This window comes from Pseudomonas migulae NBRC 103157 (assembly GCF_002091715.1).
Taxonomy (GTDB): domain Bacteria; phylum Pseudomonadota; class Gammaproteobacteria; order Pseudomonadales; family Pseudomonadaceae; genus Aquipseudomonas; species Aquipseudomonas migulae_A.
This window is the reverse complement of sequence record NZ_BDAG01000002.1, coordinates 14,121-32,762: the sequence shown is the minus strand read 5'-3', so window position 1 is coordinate 32,762 and position 18,642 is coordinate 14,121. Positions and strand designations below refer to the sequence as shown.

General features: G+C 59.6%; 17 protein-coding genes. 5 read left to right on the top strand and 12 right to left on the bottom strand.

The features are described 5' to 3' along the window. Positions 1–27: 27 nt before the first annotated feature. From PMI01S_RS02335 to antA, 4 genes are all read right to left on the bottom strand, one after another. Complete coding sequence (locus PMI01S_RS02335; RefSeq protein ID WP_084317846.1) at positions 28–1,188, bottom strand: ABC transporter substrate-binding protein; 1,161 nt, start codon at positions 1,186–1,188, stop codon at positions 28–30. A 107-nt stretch (positions 1,189–1,295) separates the two neighbouring features. Beyond that, complete coding sequence (gene antC / locus PMI01S_RS02330; protein WP_084317845.1) at positions 1,296–2,321, bottom strand: anthranilate 1,2-dioxygenase electron transfer component AntC; 1,026 nt, start codon at positions 2,319–2,321, stop codon at positions 1,296–1,298. An 18-nt stretch (positions 2,322–2,339) separates the two neighbouring features. Then, positions 2,340–2,831, bottom strand: a complete 492-nt coding sequence (antB, locus tag PMI01S_RS02325) for an anthranilate 1,2-dioxygenase small subunit (RefSeq protein WP_084317844.1) — start codon at positions 2,829–2,831, stop codon at positions 2,340–2,342. A gap of 2 nt (positions 2,832–2,833) precedes the next feature. Beyond that, positions 2,834–4,237, bottom strand: a complete 1,404-nt coding sequence (gene antA, locus PMI01S_RS02320; protein ID WP_084317843.1) for an anthranilate 1,2-dioxygenase large subunit — start codon at positions 4,235–4,237, stop codon at positions 2,834–2,836. Positions 4,238–4,649: 412 nt separating this feature from the next. Between antA and PMI01S_RS02315 the strand changes: the two genes are divergently transcribed. From PMI01S_RS02315 to PMI01S_RS02305, 3 genes are all read left to right on the top strand, one after another. Continuing rightward, positions 4,650–5,906 (top strand): OprD family porin, encoded by a 1,257-nt coding sequence (locus PMI01S_RS02315; protein WP_084317842.1) that lies wholly within the window; start codon positions 4,650–4,652, stop codon positions 5,904–5,906. A 363-nt stretch (positions 5,907–6,269) separates the two neighbouring features. Beyond that, a complete protein-coding gene (locus tag PMI01S_RS02310) occupies positions 6,270–7,283 on the top strand; it encodes an AraC family transcriptional regulator (RefSeq protein WP_174602645.1) in 1,014 nt (337 codons plus the stop codon). A 27-nt stretch (positions 7,284–7,310) separates the two neighbouring features. Then, the gene (locus PMI01S_RS02305) at positions 7,311–8,345 is read left to right on the top strand and encodes an AraC family transcriptional regulator (protein ID WP_084317840.1); all 1,035 of its coding nucleotides are present in this window, start codon (positions 7,311–7,313) and stop codon (positions 8,343–8,345) included. A 77-nt stretch (positions 8,346–8,422) separates the two neighbouring features. Here PMI01S_RS02305 and PMI01S_RS02300 read toward each other — a convergent pair whose 3' ends face one another. The 7 genes from PMI01S_RS02300 to PMI01S_RS02265 all read right to left on the bottom strand — a co-directional run bounded on the left by PMI01S_RS02300 (position 8,423) and on the right by PMI01S_RS02265 (position 15,299). Next, a complete protein-coding gene (locus tag PMI01S_RS02300; RefSeq protein ID WP_084317839.1) occupies positions 8,423–9,658 on the bottom strand; it encodes a dienelactone hydrolase family protein in 1,236 nt (411 codons plus the stop codon). A 63-nt stretch (positions 9,659–9,721) separates the two neighbouring features. Next, positions 9,722–10,534, bottom strand: a complete 813-nt coding sequence (locus PMI01S_RS02295) for an SDR family oxidoreductase (RefSeq protein WP_084317838.1) — start codon at positions 10,532–10,534, stop codon at positions 9,722–9,724. After that, complete coding sequence (locus tag PMI01S_RS02290) at positions 10,531–11,124, bottom strand: cysteine hydrolase family protein (protein WP_084317837.1); 594 nt, start codon at positions 11,122–11,124, stop codon at positions 10,531–10,533. The genes PMI01S_RS02295 and PMI01S_RS02290 overlap by 4 nt, the downstream gene beginning before the upstream one ends. Next, positions 11,124–11,657 carry an aromatic-ring-hydroxylating dioxygenase subunit beta gene (locus tag PMI01S_RS02285; RefSeq protein ID WP_084317836.1) on the bottom strand — a complete coding sequence of 178 codons (534 nt, stop codon included), beginning with the start codon at positions 11,655–11,657 and terminating at the stop codon, positions 11,124–11,126. Before PMI01S_RS02285 ends, PMI01S_RS02290 begins: the two co-directional genes overlap by 1 nt. After that, positions 11,647–12,978 (bottom strand): aromatic ring-hydroxylating dioxygenase subunit alpha, encoded by a 1,332-nt coding sequence (locus PMI01S_RS02280; RefSeq protein WP_084317835.1) that lies wholly within the window; start codon positions 12,976–12,978, stop codon positions 11,647–11,649. The genes PMI01S_RS02285 and PMI01S_RS02280 overlap by 11 nt, the downstream gene beginning before the upstream one ends. Positions 12,979–13,028: 50 nt before the next feature. Beyond that, positions 13,029–13,973, bottom strand: a complete 945-nt coding sequence (locus PMI01S_RS02275) for a PDR/VanB family oxidoreductase (protein WP_084317834.1) — start codon at positions 13,971–13,973, stop codon at positions 13,029–13,031. Between the two features lie 474 nt (positions 13,974–14,447). Next, entirely contained in the window at positions 14,448–15,299 is an 852-nt protein-coding gene (locus PMI01S_RS02265) for a helix-turn-helix domain-containing protein (protein WP_084317833.1), read from the bottom strand. Positions 15,300–15,421: 122 nt separating this feature from the next. Between PMI01S_RS02265 and PMI01S_RS02260 the strand changes: the two genes are divergently transcribed. Beyond that, positions 15,422–16,843, top strand: a complete 1,422-nt coding sequence (locus PMI01S_RS02260) for an NAD(P)/FAD-dependent oxidoreductase (RefSeq protein WP_307640061.1) — start codon at positions 15,422–15,424, stop codon at positions 16,841–16,843. A gap of 18 nt (positions 16,844–16,861) precedes the next feature. Further along, complete coding sequence (locus PMI01S_RS02255) at positions 16,862–17,221, top strand: cupin domain-containing protein (RefSeq protein WP_235864411.1); 360 nt, start codon at positions 16,862–16,864, stop codon at positions 17,219–17,221. Positions 17,222–17,310: 89 nt separating this feature from the next. Here the strand turns inward: PMI01S_RS02255 and PMI01S_RS02250 are convergent, their stop codons facing one another. Further along, positions 17,311–18,612 carry a nucleotide disphospho-sugar-binding domain-containing protein gene (locus tag PMI01S_RS02250; protein WP_084317830.1) on the bottom strand — a complete coding sequence of 434 codons (1,302 nt, stop codon included), beginning with the start codon at positions 18,610–18,612 and terminating at the stop codon, positions 17,311–17,313. Positions 18,613–18,642: the final 30 nt, after the last annotated feature.

Below are 18,642 nucleotides of genomic sequence, written 5' to 3'. Positions count from 1 at the left end.
CGCCGGGCACGAGACCGAAAGGTCGGATCACAGGGCGCATTCGGCGGCGAAGCTGTCCACTTGCGACTTGGCGATGGTCTGCACCGGCACCTGGACCAGCTTGCCGTTGGCGTCGGCTTCTACGCGCAGCAAGTACCAGTCGATGACCGCATGCTGGTTTTTGCCGAAGGCGAAATCGCCGCGGATCGAGTCGAACTTGACGTCGCGCAGCGCCTGGCGAAAAGCCGCGGGGTCTTTGGTGTTGCCGCCCACGCTCTTCAGGGCAGCGCCGATCAGTCGCGCCGTGTCATAGGTCTGAGCGGCATACACCGTTGGTACGCGGTTGTATTTTTCGCTGAACGCTTTGACGAACGCCTGGTTGGCCGGGTTTTCAGATCCAGGGTTCCACAAGGTCACGATGTTCATGCCTTTGGCCACATCGCCGGTGGCGGCGAGCATGCGTTCGTCCATGGAGAACACGGGCACTACCATCGGGATGGTTTTGCTCAGGCCCGAGCTGCCGTATTGCTTGGCGAAGTTGATGCCGGCACCGCCGGGGTGAAACTCGAAAATCGCATCCGGCGCCAGCGAACGCACCCGAGCCAGTTCAACCGAGAAATCCAGCTGGTTGAGCTTGGTGTAGATCTCGGTGACCTCACCTTTGTACGTGCGCTTGAAGCCTTCCAGCGCATCGCGTCCGCCCTGGTAGTTGGGGGCCAGGATGACCATCTTTTTGTAGCCCAGCTCATTGGCCGCGACACCGGCCATTTCATGGATCGTGTCGTTCTGGTACGAGGCCACGAAGTAGTGGGGCTTGCACTGTTTGCCGGCCAGGCTCGAAGGGCCGGTGTTGTTGCTGATGTAGAAGCCGTCCTTGGTTGCCGTGTTGACCACTGCCGCCAGCACATTGGAAAAAATCACGCCGGTGTACAGCGAAATGCCGTCCAGGCTCATGCGGTCGATGATTTGTTTGGCGCGCGCCGGTTGCAGCCCGTCGTCCTCGACCAGGAGGCTCACTGGCACACCGCCGAGCTTGCCGTTTTCCTGATCGATGGCCAGCTGGAATCCATCGCGGGAGTCTTCGCCCAGGTAACCGGCGGGGGTCGAGAGGGTGGTGATAAAACCGATACGCACCGGGTCTTGCGCCTGTGCCAGCAGACTGGTCACGCAGCTGGCCGCCAGCAGTGTACCCACGAGTAGTTTTTTCATAGTGCCGCCTTTAATGAAGTCCGCATCGCGCGTGACATAGTTGTTAGTTGAGGGCAGTAAAAAATGTCCGGGTGCCTGGAAATTTGTTTTGGCTGTGGGTTCCAGTGTCAGGTGTTGCTTTCGGTGAATTTCTCGTAGTACAGGCGGGTCTGATCCAGGGCCTGGACGGCCAGCCATTGCTTGATCGACTCGACCATCGGCGGCGGGCCGCAGAGGTACATGTCCAGGTCCTGATCACGGAACTCGGCAAGGTCGAAATGCTCGGTGATGTAACCGCGTCTGCCGCTCCAGTCCGGGGTCGGATCGCTGATGACCGGGGTGAAGCGAAAACCGGGAATCCGCTCTGCGTAGGCCGCGATGCGCGCGGTTTCGCAAAGGTCGGCGGCATTGCGCACGCCGTAGTACAGATGCACCGGATGCCCGCACCCACCACGCTCCGCGAGTTGATCGAGCATGCCCAGGAACGCCGAAAGCCCGGTGCCGCCGGCGACAAACACTAACGGCTTGTCGACGTGGCGCAGGTAAAAGGCGCCGAGGGGGGCTTCGAGCATGATCTCGTCGCCGATCAGGCTGCGCTCGCGGATGTAATTGCTCATCAGCCCGTCGGGCAGCAGCCGGATCAGGAACTGCAACTGGTTGCTGCCATTGGGGCGGTTGGCGAATGAGTAGGAGCGCTGGCCGTCTGTGCCAGGCACTTGCAGTCGCGCGTACTGGCCGGGCAAAAAGTCCAGTTGCTGGCCATCGGCACCGGCGTCCAGATGGAGGATCGCGGTGTTCGGCGATACCTGCTCGACGGCCCGCACGATGCCCTTGAGCCGCTCCGGGCCTGGCGCATTGCACAGGCTGGAGGCGAAGTCGAAGTAGAACGCAGCATCGGATTGGACGCGTGTCTGGCAGGTCAGCATTTTGCGCTGGCGCAGGTCGTCGGCCGACAACGCTTCATCGTCGACATAGTCCTGACTGTACTGGCCCGACTCGCAGCGCCCCTGACATGTCCCGCACACACCTTCCCGGCAATCGAGCGGGATATTGATGCCGTTGCGCAGCGCCGCATCGAGCAGGATTTCATTGTTCTGTACCGGGAAGAACAAGGTTTTGCCATCGGCAAAACTGAACGCGACCTTGTGACTCATGATCCAGATTTCCGCCAGTCAGAGGTGATAAAAATCGAGCACCGAATTGATCGTGTCGTTGAGTAGCACCACGTGCTTGCGGCTGATTTTCCAGCTCTCGCCATCAGGCCGCAGGCGGTAGGTGGCGCGACCGAAGAACTGCTCGGCGGTTTGCAGGCGGTAGTAGAGGGTGTGCCAGTTGACCCGCACCTCCAGCTCATCGTTGTCCAGTGGCGCAATCCGCACATTGCTGATCAGGTGCAGGGTGCGCGGCATCGGGATGGTCGAAGCCGCCTTGCCGGTGCGAATACGGAACACCCGGTCTTCGAGGCCGCCACGATTGGGGTAGTAAATCAGCGACATGCCTTTTTTCGGGTCGGTGGTGTAGATATGTTCCGAGTCCCATTGCGGCAGATGGAACTCGCTGTCGTCGCTGAACATCGACAGGTAGGTATCCCAGTCCTGGCCGTCGCAGGCTTCAGCGTTGCGGTAGAAGAATTGTTCGACGCGGTATTGCAGTTGCGAATTCATGTTCACACCTCACGCAGTTTCAACGGTTGCTCTTCGGCGGCTTTGCGCGCCAGACCTTCGAGCATGAAGCGCTGCCAGTTGCCATGTTGATTGACGTAGAGGCCTTCATGGGTGAACTCGGTGCCGGTCAGCGCCGGTGAGATGCCGATGGTTTCGCTATTGGGCGTCGCCCCCTCGACCCACTTGCCCACGCCGCGGGAAATGTCGCTCCAGCGTTCCAGGCGTGCCTGGAAACCGCGCTGGGCTTCGCGGAATTCCACCAGGTCGTCGGGGGTGCCCATGCCGGACACGTTGAAGAAGTCTTCGAACTGACGAATGCGGTTTTCCCGATCGGCATCCGACTCGCCGACCACACCCAGGCAGAAGCTGTTGATCTCGGTCTTGTTCCAGGCGATCGGACGAATAATGCGCAGCTGCGAGCTGATCTGGTCGAGGAAGAACATGCTCGGGTAGATGTTCAGGTTGCGCAGCCGGTGCATCATCCATTCGGCTTTGCCCTGGCCGTACTCTTCGAGCAGGCGCGGCATGATCGTGCTGTATCCGGGACGTACTGCCGGGTTGGGCATATCGCTGAACAGCACGCTGTGGCCGTTGTGGAAGGCAAACCAGCCATCGTCGGTTTCCTTGTCGCCAGCGCCGAGCTTGCTGTAGTCCAGGGTATCGGCCCCGACCAGGCCTTTCTCGGTATTGACCTGCTGGCGATGCTGCACGGTGGCCACGTAGTTGTAGTGCACGGTGCTGACGTGATAACCGTCCAGACCGTTTTCATTCTGCAGTTTCCAGTTGCCGTCGTAGGTGTAGACGGACTTGCCCGGCAGCACTTCCAGCTCACCGGTGGGCGACTGGGCGACCATCATGTCGAAGAACACCTTGGCGTCACCGAGGAAATCTTGCAGCGAGTCAGTGCCCTCGACATTGAGGCTGACAAACACAAACCCTTTGTAGCTTTCGATGCGGGCTTTTTTCAGGCCGCGGGTGGCTTTGTCGAAACCTTCCGGGTATTCACCGGGGGCCTTGACCTTGACCAGGCGACCATCGCTTTTGTAGCACCATGCGTGGAACGGGCAGGTGAAGGTCGACTGGTTGCCCTTGCCGACGCGGGTCAGGGTCGTGCCCCGGTGCTGGCAGGCGTTGATCAGTGCGTTGAGTTGGCCGTCACCATCGCGGGTGATGATCATTGGCTGGCGCCCGGCGCGCAGGGTCATGAAATCATGCTTGTTGGCGATTTCGCTTTCGTGGCAGGCGTAGATCCAGTTTTTCTCGAAGATCAGTTCCATTTCCAGATCAAACAAATCCGGCTCGGTAAACATATCCCGGGCAATTCGGAAGATGCCTTCCGCTGGCCGGAAGTCCAGGCAGCCCTCAATAAAGCTTTTCCACTGTTCGACGCTTTTTGCACTGCTCATTAATCGATACCTCTTTGCATCGGGCTAATTCGTGCATTCAATAAGTTGTTTGTGTCCGCATTAAATAAGTTGCCCGCACCTGGGTCTATCCGCTTTGTCGGCAAACACAGTCCATAAAATTGGCCAATCTGCGTTGGCCTAGATATAGCTGGCTGGAAGCGGCACGGCGAACGAGGGGGAATTGATAATTCGAAGTAAACGGATATGAGTCTCGAATTAACAGGATAGAGACTCTGGCGCCAATGCTGCCTAATCCTTCTCGATGCGTATCGGCTGTCTCGCCGGAGCGACATCAACCATAACGACTCATGCTGAATATTTTAATAAAGAAACAACTGCCAACGATTGGAGTGATCACTTTGGTCACGCCGCTACTTGATGTGTTCGCACATTGAATAAGAGGGGATAAGTTATGTTTCAAGCGAGTTGGTTTACCCGTTGCGTGCAGACGGCCAGCCTGGCCGGAATGATTACACCGATGATGGCCCAGGCGGACTTCGTTGAAGACAGCCACCTGGGGCTGGGCTTGCGCAACTTTTACATCGATCGCGATTTCAAGGGCGAAAACCCGAAGAACTCCCGCGTTGGCAGCTGGACCCAAGGCTTCGACCTGCGCTTCATCTCGGGCTATACCGAGGGGCCGCTGCAGTTTGGCCTGGATGCTTCGATGCAGTACGCCTACCGGCTCGACGGCGGTGGTGGCCGGGGGCCTGACAGCATCATTCCCTATAGCGTCAGCAAGCAAGAACAAGCGACCGATTACGGCCGTGGCGGCTACACCGCGAAGGTGCGTTACTCCAAGACCGAGTTGAAATACGGTGAGCATCGGCCAACGCTGCCGGTGGCCTACACCGACGATTCGCGGCAACTGGTCACCACGTATCACGGCACCCTGATCGAGTCCAAAGAGGTGGATAAGCTGACGCTGACAGGCGGGCGCTTTACCGAAATCAGCGGTCGCGAATCCTCCAACAGCGAAAAAATGTACTTGTTCAACGGGCCTGACGTGCAGCGCCGCAGCGACGGTTTGAACTTTGGCGGCGCCAGTTACGCGTTCACGCCGGCGCTGACCGGGACCTATTTCTACGGGCAACTGGAAGACATCTACCGTCAGCATTACCTGGGTGCCACCTACCTGGCAGACCTGGGTGGCGGCTACGCTCTGAAAACCGATTTGCGCTATTTCAACAACAAGGAAGATGGCGACGCCCTGTACGGCCGCATTGATAACCGCTCCTATGGCGCCATGACTACCCTGCGCAAAGGTGCCCACTCCTTTGGCCTGGGTTATCAACGGATGCTCGGCGACAGCACGTTCCCGACCCTTAACGGCTACGCGCCGCAGCCCTACCTCGTGAACTGGTCCGCCATCGCCTTCGTCAAACCCAACGAAAAATCCTGGCAGGCGCGGTATGACTTCGATTTCGCTGGCGTGGGTATGCCTGGCTTGAAACTGATGACGCGTTACATGCGCGGCACCGACATCGATCGCGGCGCCCTCAGCGACAACAGCGAGTCGGAGCGCAATATCTATCTGTCCTATGTGGTTCAAGAAGGTCCGCTGAAGAACCTTGGCGTCGAACTGCGCAACATCAACGTCAAATTCCGCCATGGTAATGACTTCGACGAAAACCGTCTTATCACCACCTACACCTGGAAATTCTGGTAAGCGACCCGCACCCTCCGAACGAGATTTCGGTCTCCTGCGCGTCAACAATTCCAGGGGGTAACACCTGCCTGCTCATCTGGGCAGGTAATACCCAATCACGCCTGGTGTTCAATGCATGCCTATTGTGCCGACCGGTGGGTGCCTGCTCTTTTTTGCAGCGCCCTACTTGTGTTTACGGCGTGAGAAAGACGTTCACGGGGATTGACGGCTCTGGCGATGCACTGTCCTTATCCGATTAATCGGTGAATGTTATCCGCATATTTCGGCCGGCCCCCGGAGGGAGGCACGCGGCATGAAGATTGCTCTTTCTATCAGAGGCGTGCCGTCAGAGCGCGTTCATAAAACAGCCGTGGGTGCCCCGTGATGAGTACAAGTCCTGATGTACATGTTCGTGACATTCGTATCGAGCGTTATGACCTCAATGGTGCCCGGCAGTGGATGGCCGGAATCTGTGGGCCGCATCTGCTCAAGACCAGCTACCCCAACCGCATTCAGTTCCATCACAGTGGCAATGTGCTCAAATCCATGTCCACGACACTGGGGGTGATCGGGTACGGCACCGACGTCACGGTCGGCATCGAAGACGCCGAACACCTGAACAGCTACAGCCTCAGTCTGCCCCTCGTCGGCGAACAACACTTAAGCAAGCAGGGCTGTCAGGTGACGTCCGATCGCGACAGCGCAGTCATCGTGTCGCCCCACGAAAACCAGGAGCTGTCGATCAACGGCGATTGCCGCAAGATCCAGGTCGTCATCACCCGTGCGGCCATGCGCAAGTCCCTTGAAGACATGCTGCAGCGGCCATTGGAAACCCCCTTGCGTTTCGAGCCGGTGATGGACGCCGTCAACGGGTCCTCCGCGTCGTGGTGGCGCATGGCTCGCTACTTTATCGGCGAGCTGGAGCGCAGCCGCGAGTTGTATGACCAGACGTTTTTCACTCGCGACATCGAGAGCTCGCTGATCAAGGGCTTGATCCTCGCCCAGCCGAACAACTACTCCGATGAGTTGCGCAATGTGCTCGGCGTCAAACTGCCGCACTACCTGATTCGAGCCAAGCAGTACATCCACGAAAATGCCCGCGAAGCGCTGCACCTGGAAGACATTGAGGCGATTTCCGGTGTGTCGCGGTTCAAGCTGTTCGAAGGTTTCAAGAAATACTTTGGCATGTCGCCGATGGCGTATCTGAAGAAGCACCGGCTGGGTGCCGTGCGCCAGGAAATCCTCGAGGACAATTCGGCGCGCAATATCTCGGTGATTGCCATGGGGTGGGGGTTTACCCACCTGGGCCGGTTCTCCAGCGAGTATCGCAAGCTGTTCGATGAAACACCGAGTACCACCCTGCAACGTAACGAAGCTCGCCGAAACCGGTCGCTTTGAGCCATGGCTGCGCTATCGGTTCACCCTATGCCTGGCGCTGGTGCGGGGCTTGATCTGTCGAGGCTGTGCCAGACGCCGGTCTTCACCAGCCGCTCGCGGCAGGAAAGTCATCGGCTGCTCGCGCGTGAGTTGGTCGAACACGACTTGAGCTGGCGCACTGGCAATGTCGACACCGCGTTTTTCCGCGCTGAAGTGGGACGTTGCCAATTGTTTGTCCTGCGTTACGGTGCCGAGGTTGAGGTGCGGCCACGGCCTTTTACCGATTTCGTATTGATGCAGATGCCATTGCGCGGGCGGGCCAGCATCGAGTGCGACGGGCTGGCGCTGGAGTTGGAGGAGGGGCAAGTGGCGGTGCTCGCGCCCAATCGCCAGGCCCGACTGGTCTGGCACCGTGGCTGCGAACAATTGCTGCTCAAGGTGCCGCGCTCCTTGTTGAGGCTGATGCAGGAACGGCTGGTGGACGAAGGAGGGCTGGCCGCCGATTTCAGCTTGCCACCCGCCTACCGGCTCGACACCGGTCAGGCGCGTGGCTGGTTGCGCCTGGTCGATGATTTGCTTGAGCAGCTGGGGGCCAGCGAGGGCGAGCCGGTGCATGCTCACTGGTTGCGACATCTGGAAGAAAGCCTGCCGCTATTCCTGCTGACCCACCCACCGAAAGTCGACGGGGCACCGATAGCGGTCGTTGAGACGCCAGCACAGCGTCAGGCCTTGCGACAGTTGCACAAGATCGAAGACTTGATGCGCAGTCGCCTGGGGGACGCACTTTCCCTGGGCGAACTGGCCGCTGCGGCGGGCATGAGCGAGCGCAGCCTCAACACCCTGTGCCAGCGCTGTTACGGACAAACACCCATGGAACGGTTGCGCAACCTGCGGCTTGAAGCGGTGCGCGATCGTTTGCTCGGTCGTTGCGACGTGAGCATTACTGAAGTCGCCCTGGAACATGGCTTTGGTCATCTCGGGCGTTTCGCCCGTTATTACCGTGAACGCTTTGGCGAACTGCCGCATCAGACGGCTGCGAATGCTGACCCTTGCAGGAGCGAGCTTGCTCGCGATGGACGTTAACGTTAACGCGTGTTGTCGGGTTAAACGCGTCGCCCTCAAGTCCATCGCGAGCTCGCTCTACAGGGTGCAGTGTTCGATTACTGTTCGGCGCTGTCCGCCCATTTGCCCATCAGCGTATTGGACGGCCGTTGTTCGTCGAGCAGTTTCTTCGCCGTTTCAATACCGGCCACGGGCAACCCGGTGGGGTCGAGCAGGCCGATCTGCACCAGAACGCTGGCCTGGTCCCAGTAAATATGTTCGTGACACAGCTTGTCGCCCCGGAACTTGATGACCCCGAGCATCGGTATTTCGACGTATTGACCGGTCGGCGCGACGTTGGGCAGCATCCAGTCGATTTCACTGGTGTGGGTGAAACACATCACGAACTCGTCGACGATCTGCGAGGCCCCGACAGTGCGCGAGATGGGCACCAGCTTCATGTCCGGCGGATTGGCGTGGACGAAATGGTTCTGGTAGAAGCGGCTCAGTTCGCGGTAGCCCACGCCACCGGTCATGGTCGGAATGTGGTTGACGTACGGTTCGGCAACCATGGTCGCCATGGTCGCCGGGACATCGCGGACGGCAAACTCGAATTCGATGTGCTTTTCCCACAGTTCGGACAGGTTGTAGTTCGGGCCGATGGCTTGTTTGAGTGCGGCGATGCTGCGTTGATGGGCCATCAACGCAGCCGGCTTGTTGTAGTGCATGCCACCGTTGCGGGCGAAGGCATGGTCGACGTCGGGGTAGGTGTAAATCTCGACGTTGCTGCGGCCGCCCAGGCGCTGACTGATCAGCGTTCGGGCATTGGCATCGCAGTAGCCATCCTGTTCGGCGAAGTGCAGCACCAGGCGGCCTTTGATGTTGTCGGCTTCGTCGAGCAACTGTTCAATGCCCATGCCGTAATAGCCCACCGAGCAGGCGGCGTCGGTTCTCGTCGCCGTCAGGTAGGCCAGCTTGCCGCCCATGCAGAAACCCACATAGCCGAAACCGACGTCCTCGACTTCGGGCAAATCGCTGAGTGCCCTGAAACTGGCGTCGATGTCATCGACAGCCTTGTCCACGTCCATGCGCTGGAACAGCTCGATGGCACGGGCGAAGTCGGCCTCGGTGTACCCCAGGTCTACGCCCGGTTCCAGGCGCCAGAACAGGTCCGGCACCAAGGCGACATACCCTTCCTCGGCGTAAAAATCGGCCACTTCGCGCATGTTGGCGTTGATGCCGAAGATTTCCTGGCCTATTACCACGCCGGGACCTTTGCCGCTGGCGGGCAGCGCCAGGTAACCGGCGAAACTGCCGCTGCCGTCGCTGGCTTTTACGGTGATTATCTTGCCCATGGTATTACCTCGTTATCGACTCTTCATCAGGTTTTGTTGGCGGTGCTCAATAGGCGAAGCGATTCAGACCGGGTCACGCAAGCGCTCGAACCACACCCGGGGCGAGAGCCCCTGATCGGGGCCGAGGATCGAAAAACCGCCGTCCACCGGAATGTCTACCCCGGTAATCCAGGACGCCCCATGGCTGCACAGGAAGGCGACCACATGGCCGATCTCCTCGCCGCGCCCGACGCGCCCAAGCGGGTGAAAGGTGGCCCCCACGCGGTCGGCCACGGCAAGGTCGCCGCCGCTCAGGTTCGCCACCGACGGCGACCAGGTCCAGGCCGGCGAGACGCTGATGACCCGGATCGAAGCCGGTGCCAGGCTCACCGCAAGGTTTCGGGTCAGTTGCAGCAAACCGGCCTTGGACGCCGGGTACAGGGCTCGCCCGGCTGCGCCAAACTTGCCGCCGGTGCTGCCGATGTTGATCACGGTGCCGCCTTCACTCATGTGCGGCGTGGCTTTCTGTACGAAAATGGCCGCCGACACCAGGTTGATGTTGAGGGTGTTCAACCATTGCGCGCGGTCTGACTGTAGCCCCTGATCGTCGTAGACACAGGCGTTGTTGACCAGAATGTCGAGACGGCCGAAGGCGGCCAGCGTGGTGTCGATACAGTCATCGATATCCTCGTCCAGCTCTACATTGCAGGCGACAAAGCGACAGCGTTCACCCAACTCGCTGGCCAGTGCCGCCCCCATGTCGCGGTTGCGGCCGACCAGCATGACGCAGGCACCGGCGTTTAGCAGTTGACGAGCAATGTCAGTCCCCAGGCCCTGGGTGCTGCCCGTGACGATCGCCACCTGACCTTGCAGGTTGGCAGTGGGAATGGACTTCATGGCATTGACTCCAGGGTGCTTGCAACATCCGTGACGGTGGCGATCAACCGCATGCTGTCCAGCGCCGCCAGATGAGTCGCGGGGCGGGCGGCGGCGCAGGCGTCGGCCAGCACCGTCACCTCGAAGCCGCAATCGACGGCATGCCGTACCGTGCTTTCCACCACCGAGTGGGTGGCGACGCCGGCGATCAGCAACTGTCGTGTTTCAAGCTGGCGCAACAGGGTGCCCAGCGGTGTGCCGTAAAATGCGTTGATGCGGGTATGAGTGATGACGAATTCGTCCGGGCCTTCCAGCGGTTGCAACGCGTCATGGAACTGCGCGCCCCAGGTGCCTTCCTGGACGGCACCGCTGGCCGCGACGGCGCGCAGGATCGGCGCGTTCTGTACCAGGTCGGCATAGTCCGGGCGATACGCCACGCGCACATGAATGATCGGCCAGCCCCGTGCGCGGGCGCCTTGCTGCAGCCTGATGGCGGCGTCCAGCACGGCGTCACGTGCCGGATCATCGGCTGCGAGCCCGACCCGGATGCGGCCGTCAGGATGCAACACGTCATTCTGATAATGCAGGGCCAATACGGTCGGGCGCCCCATCAGACAAAGACCTCAAGGTTGGCGAACACATCGTTGCAATTGATCAGGTCAACCCGCTTGAGCTGGATTTTCCAGCCGCCGCTGTCCTGACTGGCCAGCTTGTAGGTGTAGCGCCCGGCCAACTGGCGTTGTTCAAGACGCCATTCGCTGACCTGGAACGTCGCGCTCACCACCAGCAGCCCTTGGCTGTCGAGTCCTTCGACCATCACATTGCCCACCAGGTGAGCCGTGCGGGTCGGTGGTTGTTGCGACCAGTTACGCACGTTCTCTACCCGGCGGATGCGCACTTCGCGCAACATGCGGTTTTCCCAGAACAGCGAAATGTGTTCGAAAGGGTCGACCTGCCCATGCTGGTGCGGCACCCAATACATGCCCGCATCGGTAAACAGTTGGTCCCACTCCCAGAAGCGGCGCTCATCCAGCAGGCGTGCTTCGCGATAGAGAAACTGCTCGATCTCGCGCAAGGTTTCGCTGGGTACCTGGGCCGGGATCAGGGCGTGAGTCGAGACGTCGAAAGTGCGATCAAGCAGCATGGGTGCTCTCCTTGGCGATCAGGGTGGCGGTCATGTAGTGCTTCCAGGCGGCGAACTGGTTGCGCATCGGCAGCTCGCTCGTGCCATTGGTCGAGACCGCGCCATCGGGCAGCAACCGGTCGGTGCCGACATAACGATGCATGCTGATCCATTCACCACCGCGGGTCATGTTGCCCTCCTGGCAGCGGGCATAGACTTCGACGTCGTCGGGCATGACGTTGGAGGAGGGTGAGTTGATGACGTTGGCGTACGTCAGCGCCCGATCAAATACGGCATCCGGAGCGCCTTTGCAGCGGAACGTCTGGATTTCCACCAGGGTGCGGTCGACGGCCATCGGCCGGATCACCCGGAACTGCATGAACACGGTGTGGGGCGAGCCGCTGCCGTAGATCACAGTGTTGTGACGATTCATTCCCATGATGGCTCGGGCGCGTTCTTCGCCATAGGCATCGCTCAGGCATTCGAAGTGGGCCTTGGACACATCGTCGCGCTCGGCGGCTGCCGGATCGAAGATCGCTTCCATGTAGCCATGTCCATTGTTGTAGGCACGCAGTTCGAGCTTTTCCCAGAAATCGTAGGGCTCGCCGTTGCCGTCCATGATCAGCAGTTCGAAAGGCATTTCTCCCAAGGACTCGGCTTCGCTGCGGGCCGCGTCCACCGAGGACTCATGCGTGACGCGAGCGTGCATGGTGTCGTGGAGATTTTCGTAGAAGACTTTCCAGTTGGAGCGCTGCATGACTCGAAAAATGCCGCCGGCCACTTCGACTTCACCCACCGGCGAGCGATCGCAGAGATTGTCGATGGAGGTGATCACGCCGCCGAGAAAGCTTTTCAGGTCTGGACCATGATCGATCTGGCTGGCGAACACGAAGCCTCGATAGCTGTCGACCCGCGCCAGGCTCACCATTGAAAAGTCCGGGTGCCGGGGGTTGAAACAGGTGCCTTCGAAGCCGTTCTTCAACGGTGCCGAAAGGTGCTGGCCGTCAAGTTTGAAGGTCCAGGCGTGGTAAGGGCAGCGGAAGAACTTGCCGACATTGCCGTCGCCTTCGGCCACCAGCTTGGCGCCTTTGTGCGGGCAACGGTTGTAGAGCACATTGACGTTTTTATCGGCACCGCGAACCAGAATCACGTCCTGATCGCCGATACGTGTGGTGTGGTAGTCACCGACGTTTTTGACCTGGCTTTCATGGCCGACGTAGATCCATGCCTGACCATAGATTCGCTGCATTTCCAGATCAAACAGTTGAGGGTCGGTGTAAACGCTTTTGTGCACGCTGTCGTCGCGGATCAGGGCCGCGATCTGTTCGTTCGAGGGAATCATGATGTCTCCTTTTAACCAGCCATAAAGAGGTGCGTGGTACGACAACGCACTTACAAATCGAGCACCAGGCGAGCGCTGGAGGCGCGGGATACACAGGTGCAGAAGCTGCCGTCAGCCCGTTCGCGCTCCGACAGACAAATATCGCGGTGGTCAGCGGTGCCTTCGAGCACTTGGGCCACGCACACCCCACAGTCACCCCGACGGCAATCGAACATCGGGTCCAGCTCAGCTTCTATCATTGCGTCCAGTACGCTTTTGCCCGCGGGCACCTGGAGCGTTACGCCACTGGCGCGCAGTTCCACTTCAAAACCGGCTTCGGTCTCGGCGTCGAGGCTGCCGATGAACAATTCGCTGTGCAGTTGGCTGTCGTCCCAGCCCAGTGCGCGAGCCGTTTGCAGCACGTTGCTGATCAATGACTTGGGGCCGCACACATAAAGCTGGCGTCCGTTGATAGGCGAATCCAGCAGGCTGTTCAGGGGCAGGCGTCGCGCCGGGTCGCCGCCGCTGATCCAGCATCGGGCGGTGCCGAGCGCCTGGACCTCTTCCAGATACGCCATGCGGCCTGCGTCGCGACCGGCATAGTGCAAAGTGAACGGCTGCTGACTGGCCGCGAGCGAGCGGGCCATGCCAAGCATTGGGGTGATGCCTATTCCTCCCGCGATCAGCAGGTAGTCACTGGCATTAGCCACCAAAGGAAAATGGTTGTTGGGCGCGCGGACCACCAGTTGCTGACCGACTTGCACCTCGTGCATCCAGCGCGAACCACCGCTGCTCTGGTCTTCCAGTTGCACCGCGATCTCGTAGTGAGGGTGTTCAGGCAGGCTGACCAGCGAGTAAGCACGCCACTTGGGTTTGCTGCCTGGTATCTGCACTTCGATATGAGCACCCGGGGTGAAACCGGGCAGGGTGTGGCCGGCGTCATCGACCAGGATCATGCGACGAATGTGAGGCGTGAGCAGGTCGATCCTTTCGATACGCAAAGACAGGCTGGGCATGCACGGTTCCTGAACGGGGCGAGCACTGCTCGCCGTTGAAGTCGTACACACTGTAGGGAGGGGGGCTAGGGTGAAAAAGCCGATACCGGCAAGTCGATAGCCACATTTTGCGTAAATACGCGGGACCGGGCATCACAGTCCATTTAAAAGACAAGCGCTTACGTTGCCGCTGTTTGGAGCGACAAATGAGTATCGAGCGACATCTTTGGTGTTGCTCTATGCGTCATCCATTCTGGTTCGGTATCGTCCACGCCATGGCAGATACAGGAAGGGGAGCTTGATCATTTCAGGTCACTGATCGAGACGTTCCTTTCGGCGGTTGAACGCATTCTTCCGGGGCAGTTTCTGTGGGCGTACGCTGGACCAGGTTTGCTGGTCCGCCAGAATGCGTAGGTAAGCGTTTTAAGATTTACACCTGGTTGCGGTGGTCTTTTGAGTGACAAGTCACTGATACCAAATCCTTTGGTGGAATGTTTAGTCCTTTGCGGCGAAATCTGCCCCGATCTTGCCAAGTCGCTGCACAAAAACCTTCGGCGAACACCCGGTCCGCTGCTTGAAGCACCGATAAAAAGTCGACAGCGAATTAAACCCCGCAGCCCCCGCAATCTCATCAACTCGTGACGCATGCCGTTGCGCATTCAAACGTTCAAGCGCCTCATCAAGCCGCAACTGATTGAGAAACGCATAAAACGTCTGCCCCCGAACCTGATTGAGAAAAAACGAAATCTGGTTACGCGTATACCCCGTCGATGCCGCTACGTGAGACAAGTCCAGCCGAGGATCCAGATAAGGCTTGGACTGCTCAAAGTACTGCTGCAAATCATTGGAAAGCGCACCGACCTGACGGGCAGACAATCCCAGTCGACTGACGGCATCGGCACTGTATGCCGGACGAATCACAGTGGGCGCCTGGCTGACCAACACCGCATGTTCATTGACTTTGACAATCAATCCATCCTTCACCGACAGCGCCTCGACAGTGCGAAATGAAACCAGGCCGTCGCTGCCATTGAGTGTCACCCGGTATTGCAGGAACGCGGTGTCGCCGTCGATGCGCAAGCGATCGGTGTAGGTCTGCAACTCTTCTGATCCTATCGGCATGCTCGCCGCGAGGTAGTCGCGCAACTGCGAGTATTCGATGGTCCGGTTCTGGAAAAAATCGTTGTACTCGATAGCCGGGTGATAGAGCGCCATCACGCCGTCCAGGTCGCGTCGTTTCCAGGCCTGGTGGTAACGCACGGCGACTTCATGAGTCTGCACACTCGAAGGGTCCGCCAGGAAGGTGGGGGTGGTGTGTAAATCGGGTGCTTCCACGACGAGCTCCATGGCGCAGATCAGGGCGAAGCCAAGAGTATTCCAGAAGCCGTGGTTTTCCGCCCGTGTCCGCTGCGAGGTTTGCCGCACCGTTGTGTCTGTGAAAGCACCGGCGATTGCTTTAGCGTCAGCCCATGATTTTTTCGGAGCATGCGTGCATGACGCTTCACACCGCGAACCGATCCCTGGCAGATGCCCGGCCTTATCCTGTCTGGCAGGAGGCGCGATTTTCTGCGCCTGCCGCACCGAGGCTCACCAGCGAAGTGCTGTGTGATGTTGCGATAGTGGGCGGCGGGTTTGTCGGGTTGTGGACGGCGCTGATGGCGCGTCAGCGTTGGCCTGACGCAACGATCGTTGTGCTTGAAGCCGGGCAATGCGGCGGTGAAGCCAGTGGGCGCAATGGCGGGTTCTGCGCGCCGAGCATCTCTCACGGTGTTTCCAACGCGCTGAAGCGATGGCCCGGGGAAGCGGAGCAACTGGTTCGTTTGGGCAGGGAAAACCTGGTGGCATTTGAAGAGGACCTTCAGCGCTATGGCATGGACGTAGCATACGAGCGCTCCGGAAAATTGAATGTCGCGAGCCAGCCCTGGCAGGTTGAAGGGCTGAAGTCGATGCAGCGCAACTACGAGCGCTTTGGGATCGATTGCGACTATCTGGAAGGAGAGGCGCTCAAGTCCCGCCTCGATTCACCGGCCTATGTCGCCGGTGTTTTCGAGCCCAACTATGCGTTGCTGAACCCGGTCAAGATGGTCGCGCAGTTGCGCCGCGTGTGCCTTGCGCAAGGTGTGCAGCTGTTCGAGCATTCTCCGGTAACCGGCCTGCGCCAGGATGGAATTCATCAGGTGCTGGAGACCGGACTGGGCATCGTCAAAGCGGCGAAAGTCGCCCTCGGCACCAACATTGCGCCGCCGTTGCTGGCGACACTGAAGTCCAAGGTCATTCCCATTTATGACTATGCCCTGGCGACCCGGCCGCTCGACGATGCGCAACTGCGGGCCATCGGGTGGGTCGGTCGCTACGGTATCGCCGACAGTGGCAACCAGTTTCATTACCTGCGCAAGACCGAGGACAACCGCATTCTCTGGGGCGGCTACGACGCCATCTATCACTTTGGCAGCCGACGCGACGAGGCGTTGACCCAGCGTCCCGACAGCTTCGTGACACTGGCCCGGCAATTTCAATCAACCTTCCCGGCATTGGCGGACGTCACCTTCAGTCATGCCTGGGGCGGCATCATCGATACCTCTGCACGCACCACCATGTTCTGCGGCACTTCGTCTGACGGGCGCGTGGCCTATGCCCAAGGGTTTACGGGGCAGGGCGTGTCTGCCAGTCGCTTCGCAGCGTTGACCCTGCTCGATTTGCTCGAAGGTCAATCGACCGAACGCACGAAGTTGGCGATGACCTCGACGGCACCTTTCCCGTTTCCACCCGAGCCCTTGCGTTACGCGGGCGTCTCGCTGGCGCAGCGTTCGCTGGCCCGCGAAGACCTTACCGGGCACCGCGACTGGCTGCTCAAGGGGTTTGATGCGTTGGGCATTGGCTTTGATTCTTGAACTGACGTGAGCATGAACATGAACAACCCCGATCACATCATCGATTTTGCCAACCCGGAGTTGCCCGTCGTCGAACTGGAAACCAGCGATCCGGCGTTGGTCGACTCCCCGTATCGCAGTCGCAGTTGGCGGCACTTTGTGGCACCGCAGAAAAATGCTGTCGGAGGAATCTGGGAAGCCCCCGAGCACCTTGAGCGCTGTGAATGTGATTACGACGAGCTTTGCCATTTGCTCGAAGGGCACGTTCGGTTGACCGACAGCAAGGGCGTCAGCCAGGAGTTCAAGGCGGGCGCCACGTTTGTGGTCGCCGCCGGATTCAAAGGGACCTGGGAGAACCTGACACCGGTGCGCAAGGTGTTCATGATCCTCAAGAGCTGATGCCTGTAGGAGCGAAGCTTGCTCGCGAAAGCGGTGATCAGTGAATAAATCGGCGACTGACCTACCGCTTTCGCGAGCAAGCTTTGCTCCTACGGGGTGGCGTTTGCTTCAGTGTTGGGTAGTGCCATGATCGCCTTTGCGGCAATGTCAGTGCCACGGGTAGCCTGCATGTTCTCGCTTAACGATTCGAGACGTTGCTTCATTGCCTGATCCGCCAGCAGCTGTTCGAGCGCCGCAGGTAACGCGGACAGCGGATCGGCAAACCGCGGCAAGTACCGACCAACGCCGACTTCCTCGGCGCGTGCGGCGTTGTCGTGACCGTCCCAGCAGTACGGAATGATCAAGGACGGCAAGCCGAAGTACAGCGCTTCGCAGAAGCTGTTGTTGCCGCCGTGGTGGATGAACAGCTGACATTCCTTGAGCACGGCCGGCTGTGGAAACCAGCTGTCCAGGTACACGTTGTCCGGGACGGTGGTGTACATGTCCCGATAAGCGCCAACGTTGATGAGGAAGCGGTAGGGTAGATGTTCGATGGTGCCGATCAGGCGCTTCATCATGTCGGTGTCGGCGGCCCCGAGGCTGCCGAAACTGATGTAAATCAGCGGCGCGTCGTTGTGCCTTGGGAAGTCGGGAACGATGTAAGGCGCTTCGCGGCGTACGCAGCCGTCGAGGTACACATAGCGTTTTGGGTCCAGCGGTGGCTGGCGTTCATAACGCACCGGTGTGGGCGACAGCAGCAGGTTGAGCCACGGTGAATCGACGAGGAACTGGCCGGGCGGGCAGGGCGCGGTGCCGTTGTTCGCGAGAAACTGCGAAAAGCGTTCATGGGCCGGGGCGACGGCTTTGCGGTAGTGCTCGGCAAAACGCTCACGGGCCTCTGTGTCGCCGGCCAGGCAGCCTGACAAGTACGGCGGAACGGCGGCATCCGGCAATTCGGTTTCGGCGCAGGAAACCATCCGCACCCACGGGCATCCGGCGTTGGCGATGGCGGGGAACATGACCACGTTGTCGAGGACGATGACGTCCGGTTTAAGGCGGCCGAGCAACTGTTGCAGCGGCTTTTCCGCTTCGATCGCTGTGTCGATGATCGCTTCCCAGGCCGGCGCCACATAACTGTCGATCTGTGCCAGCGGGGTCTGGTCGAAGTAAGGAATATTGCGCTCGATAAAGCGCTCCCAGTAATGCTGGTGTTCCGCTGCGGACAGTGGGCTGGCTTGCGGAATCGGATACTCGTCGAAGCCGTATTCGGCGAAGAGTCCCTGGAAATGTTCGTGGCAGATAAAGACCGGTTTTGCTCCCAGCTCACGCAGTGACTGGGCGATACCAATGCAGTTCAAGGCCGCGCCGAAACTGGCTTCCGGAAACAAGGCGATCAGTTTGTGTGGGTGCATGGCGAAGAAAGTCCATGGCGGGTAAAGCCC

Bases quoted from the DNA above. Each gene is read 5' to 3' on its own strand.
- PMI01S_RS02335 (WP_084317846.1), bottom strand. From the start codon at position 1,188: ATGAAAAAACTACTCGTGGGTACACTGCTGGCGGCCAGCTGCGTGACC.
- antC (WP_084317845.1), bottom strand. From the start codon at position 2,321: ATGAGTCACAAGGTCGCGTTCAGTTTTGCCGATGGCAAAACCTTGTTC.
- antB (WP_084317844.1), bottom strand. From the start codon at position 2,831: ATGAATTCGCAACTGCAATACCGCGTCGAACAATTCTTCTACCGCAAC.
- antA (WP_084317843.1), bottom strand. From the start codon at position 4,237: ATGAGCAGTGCAAAAAGCGTCGAACAGTGGAAAAGCTTTATTGAGGGC.
- PMI01S_RS02315 (WP_084317842.1), top strand. From the start codon at position 4,650: ATGTTTCAAGCGAGTTGGTTTACCCGTTGCGTGCAGACGGCCAGCCTG.
- PMI01S_RS02310 (WP_174602645.1), top strand. From the start codon at position 6,270: ATGAGTACAAGTCCTGATGTACATGTTCGTGACATTCGTATCGAGCGT.
- PMI01S_RS02305 (WP_084317840.1), top strand. From the start codon at position 7,311: ATGCCTGGCGCTGGTGCGGGGCTTGATCTGTCGAGGCTGTGCCAGACG.
- PMI01S_RS02300 (WP_084317839.1), bottom strand. From the start codon at position 9,658: ATGGGCAAGATAATCACCGTAAAAGCCAGCGACGGCAGCGGCAGTTTC.
- PMI01S_RS02295 (WP_084317838.1), bottom strand. From the start codon at position 10,534: ATGAAGTCCATTCCCACTGCCAACCTGCAAGGTCAGGTGGCGATCGTC.
- PMI01S_RS02290 (WP_084317837.1), bottom strand. From the start codon at position 11,124: ATGGGGCGCCCGACCGTATTGGCCCTGCATTATCAGAATGACGTGTTG.
- PMI01S_RS02285 (WP_084317836.1), bottom strand. From the start codon at position 11,657: ATGCTGCTTGATCGCACTTTCGACGTCTCGACTCACGCCCTGATCCCG.
- PMI01S_RS02280 (WP_084317835.1), bottom strand. From the start codon at position 12,978: ATGATTCCCTCGAACGAACAGATCGCGGCCCTGATCCGCGACGACAGC.
- PMI01S_RS02275 (WP_084317834.1), bottom strand. From the start codon at position 13,973: ATGCCCAGCCTGTCTTTGCGTATCGAAAGGATCGACCTGCTCACGCCT.
- PMI01S_RS02265 (WP_084317833.1), bottom strand. From the start codon at position 15,299: ATGGAGCTCGTCGTGGAAGCACCCGATTTACACACCACCCCCACCTTC.
- PMI01S_RS02260 (WP_307640061.1), top strand. From the start codon at position 15,422: ATGATTTTTTCGGAGCATGCGTGCATGACGCTTCACACCGCGAACCGA.
- PMI01S_RS02255 (WP_235864411.1), top strand. From the start codon at position 16,862: ATGAACAACCCCGATCACATCATCGATTTTGCCAACCCGGAGTTGCCC.
- PMI01S_RS02250 (WP_084317830.1), bottom strand. From the start codon at position 18,612: ATGCACCCACACAAACTGATCGCCTTGTTTCCGGAAGCCAGTTTCGGC.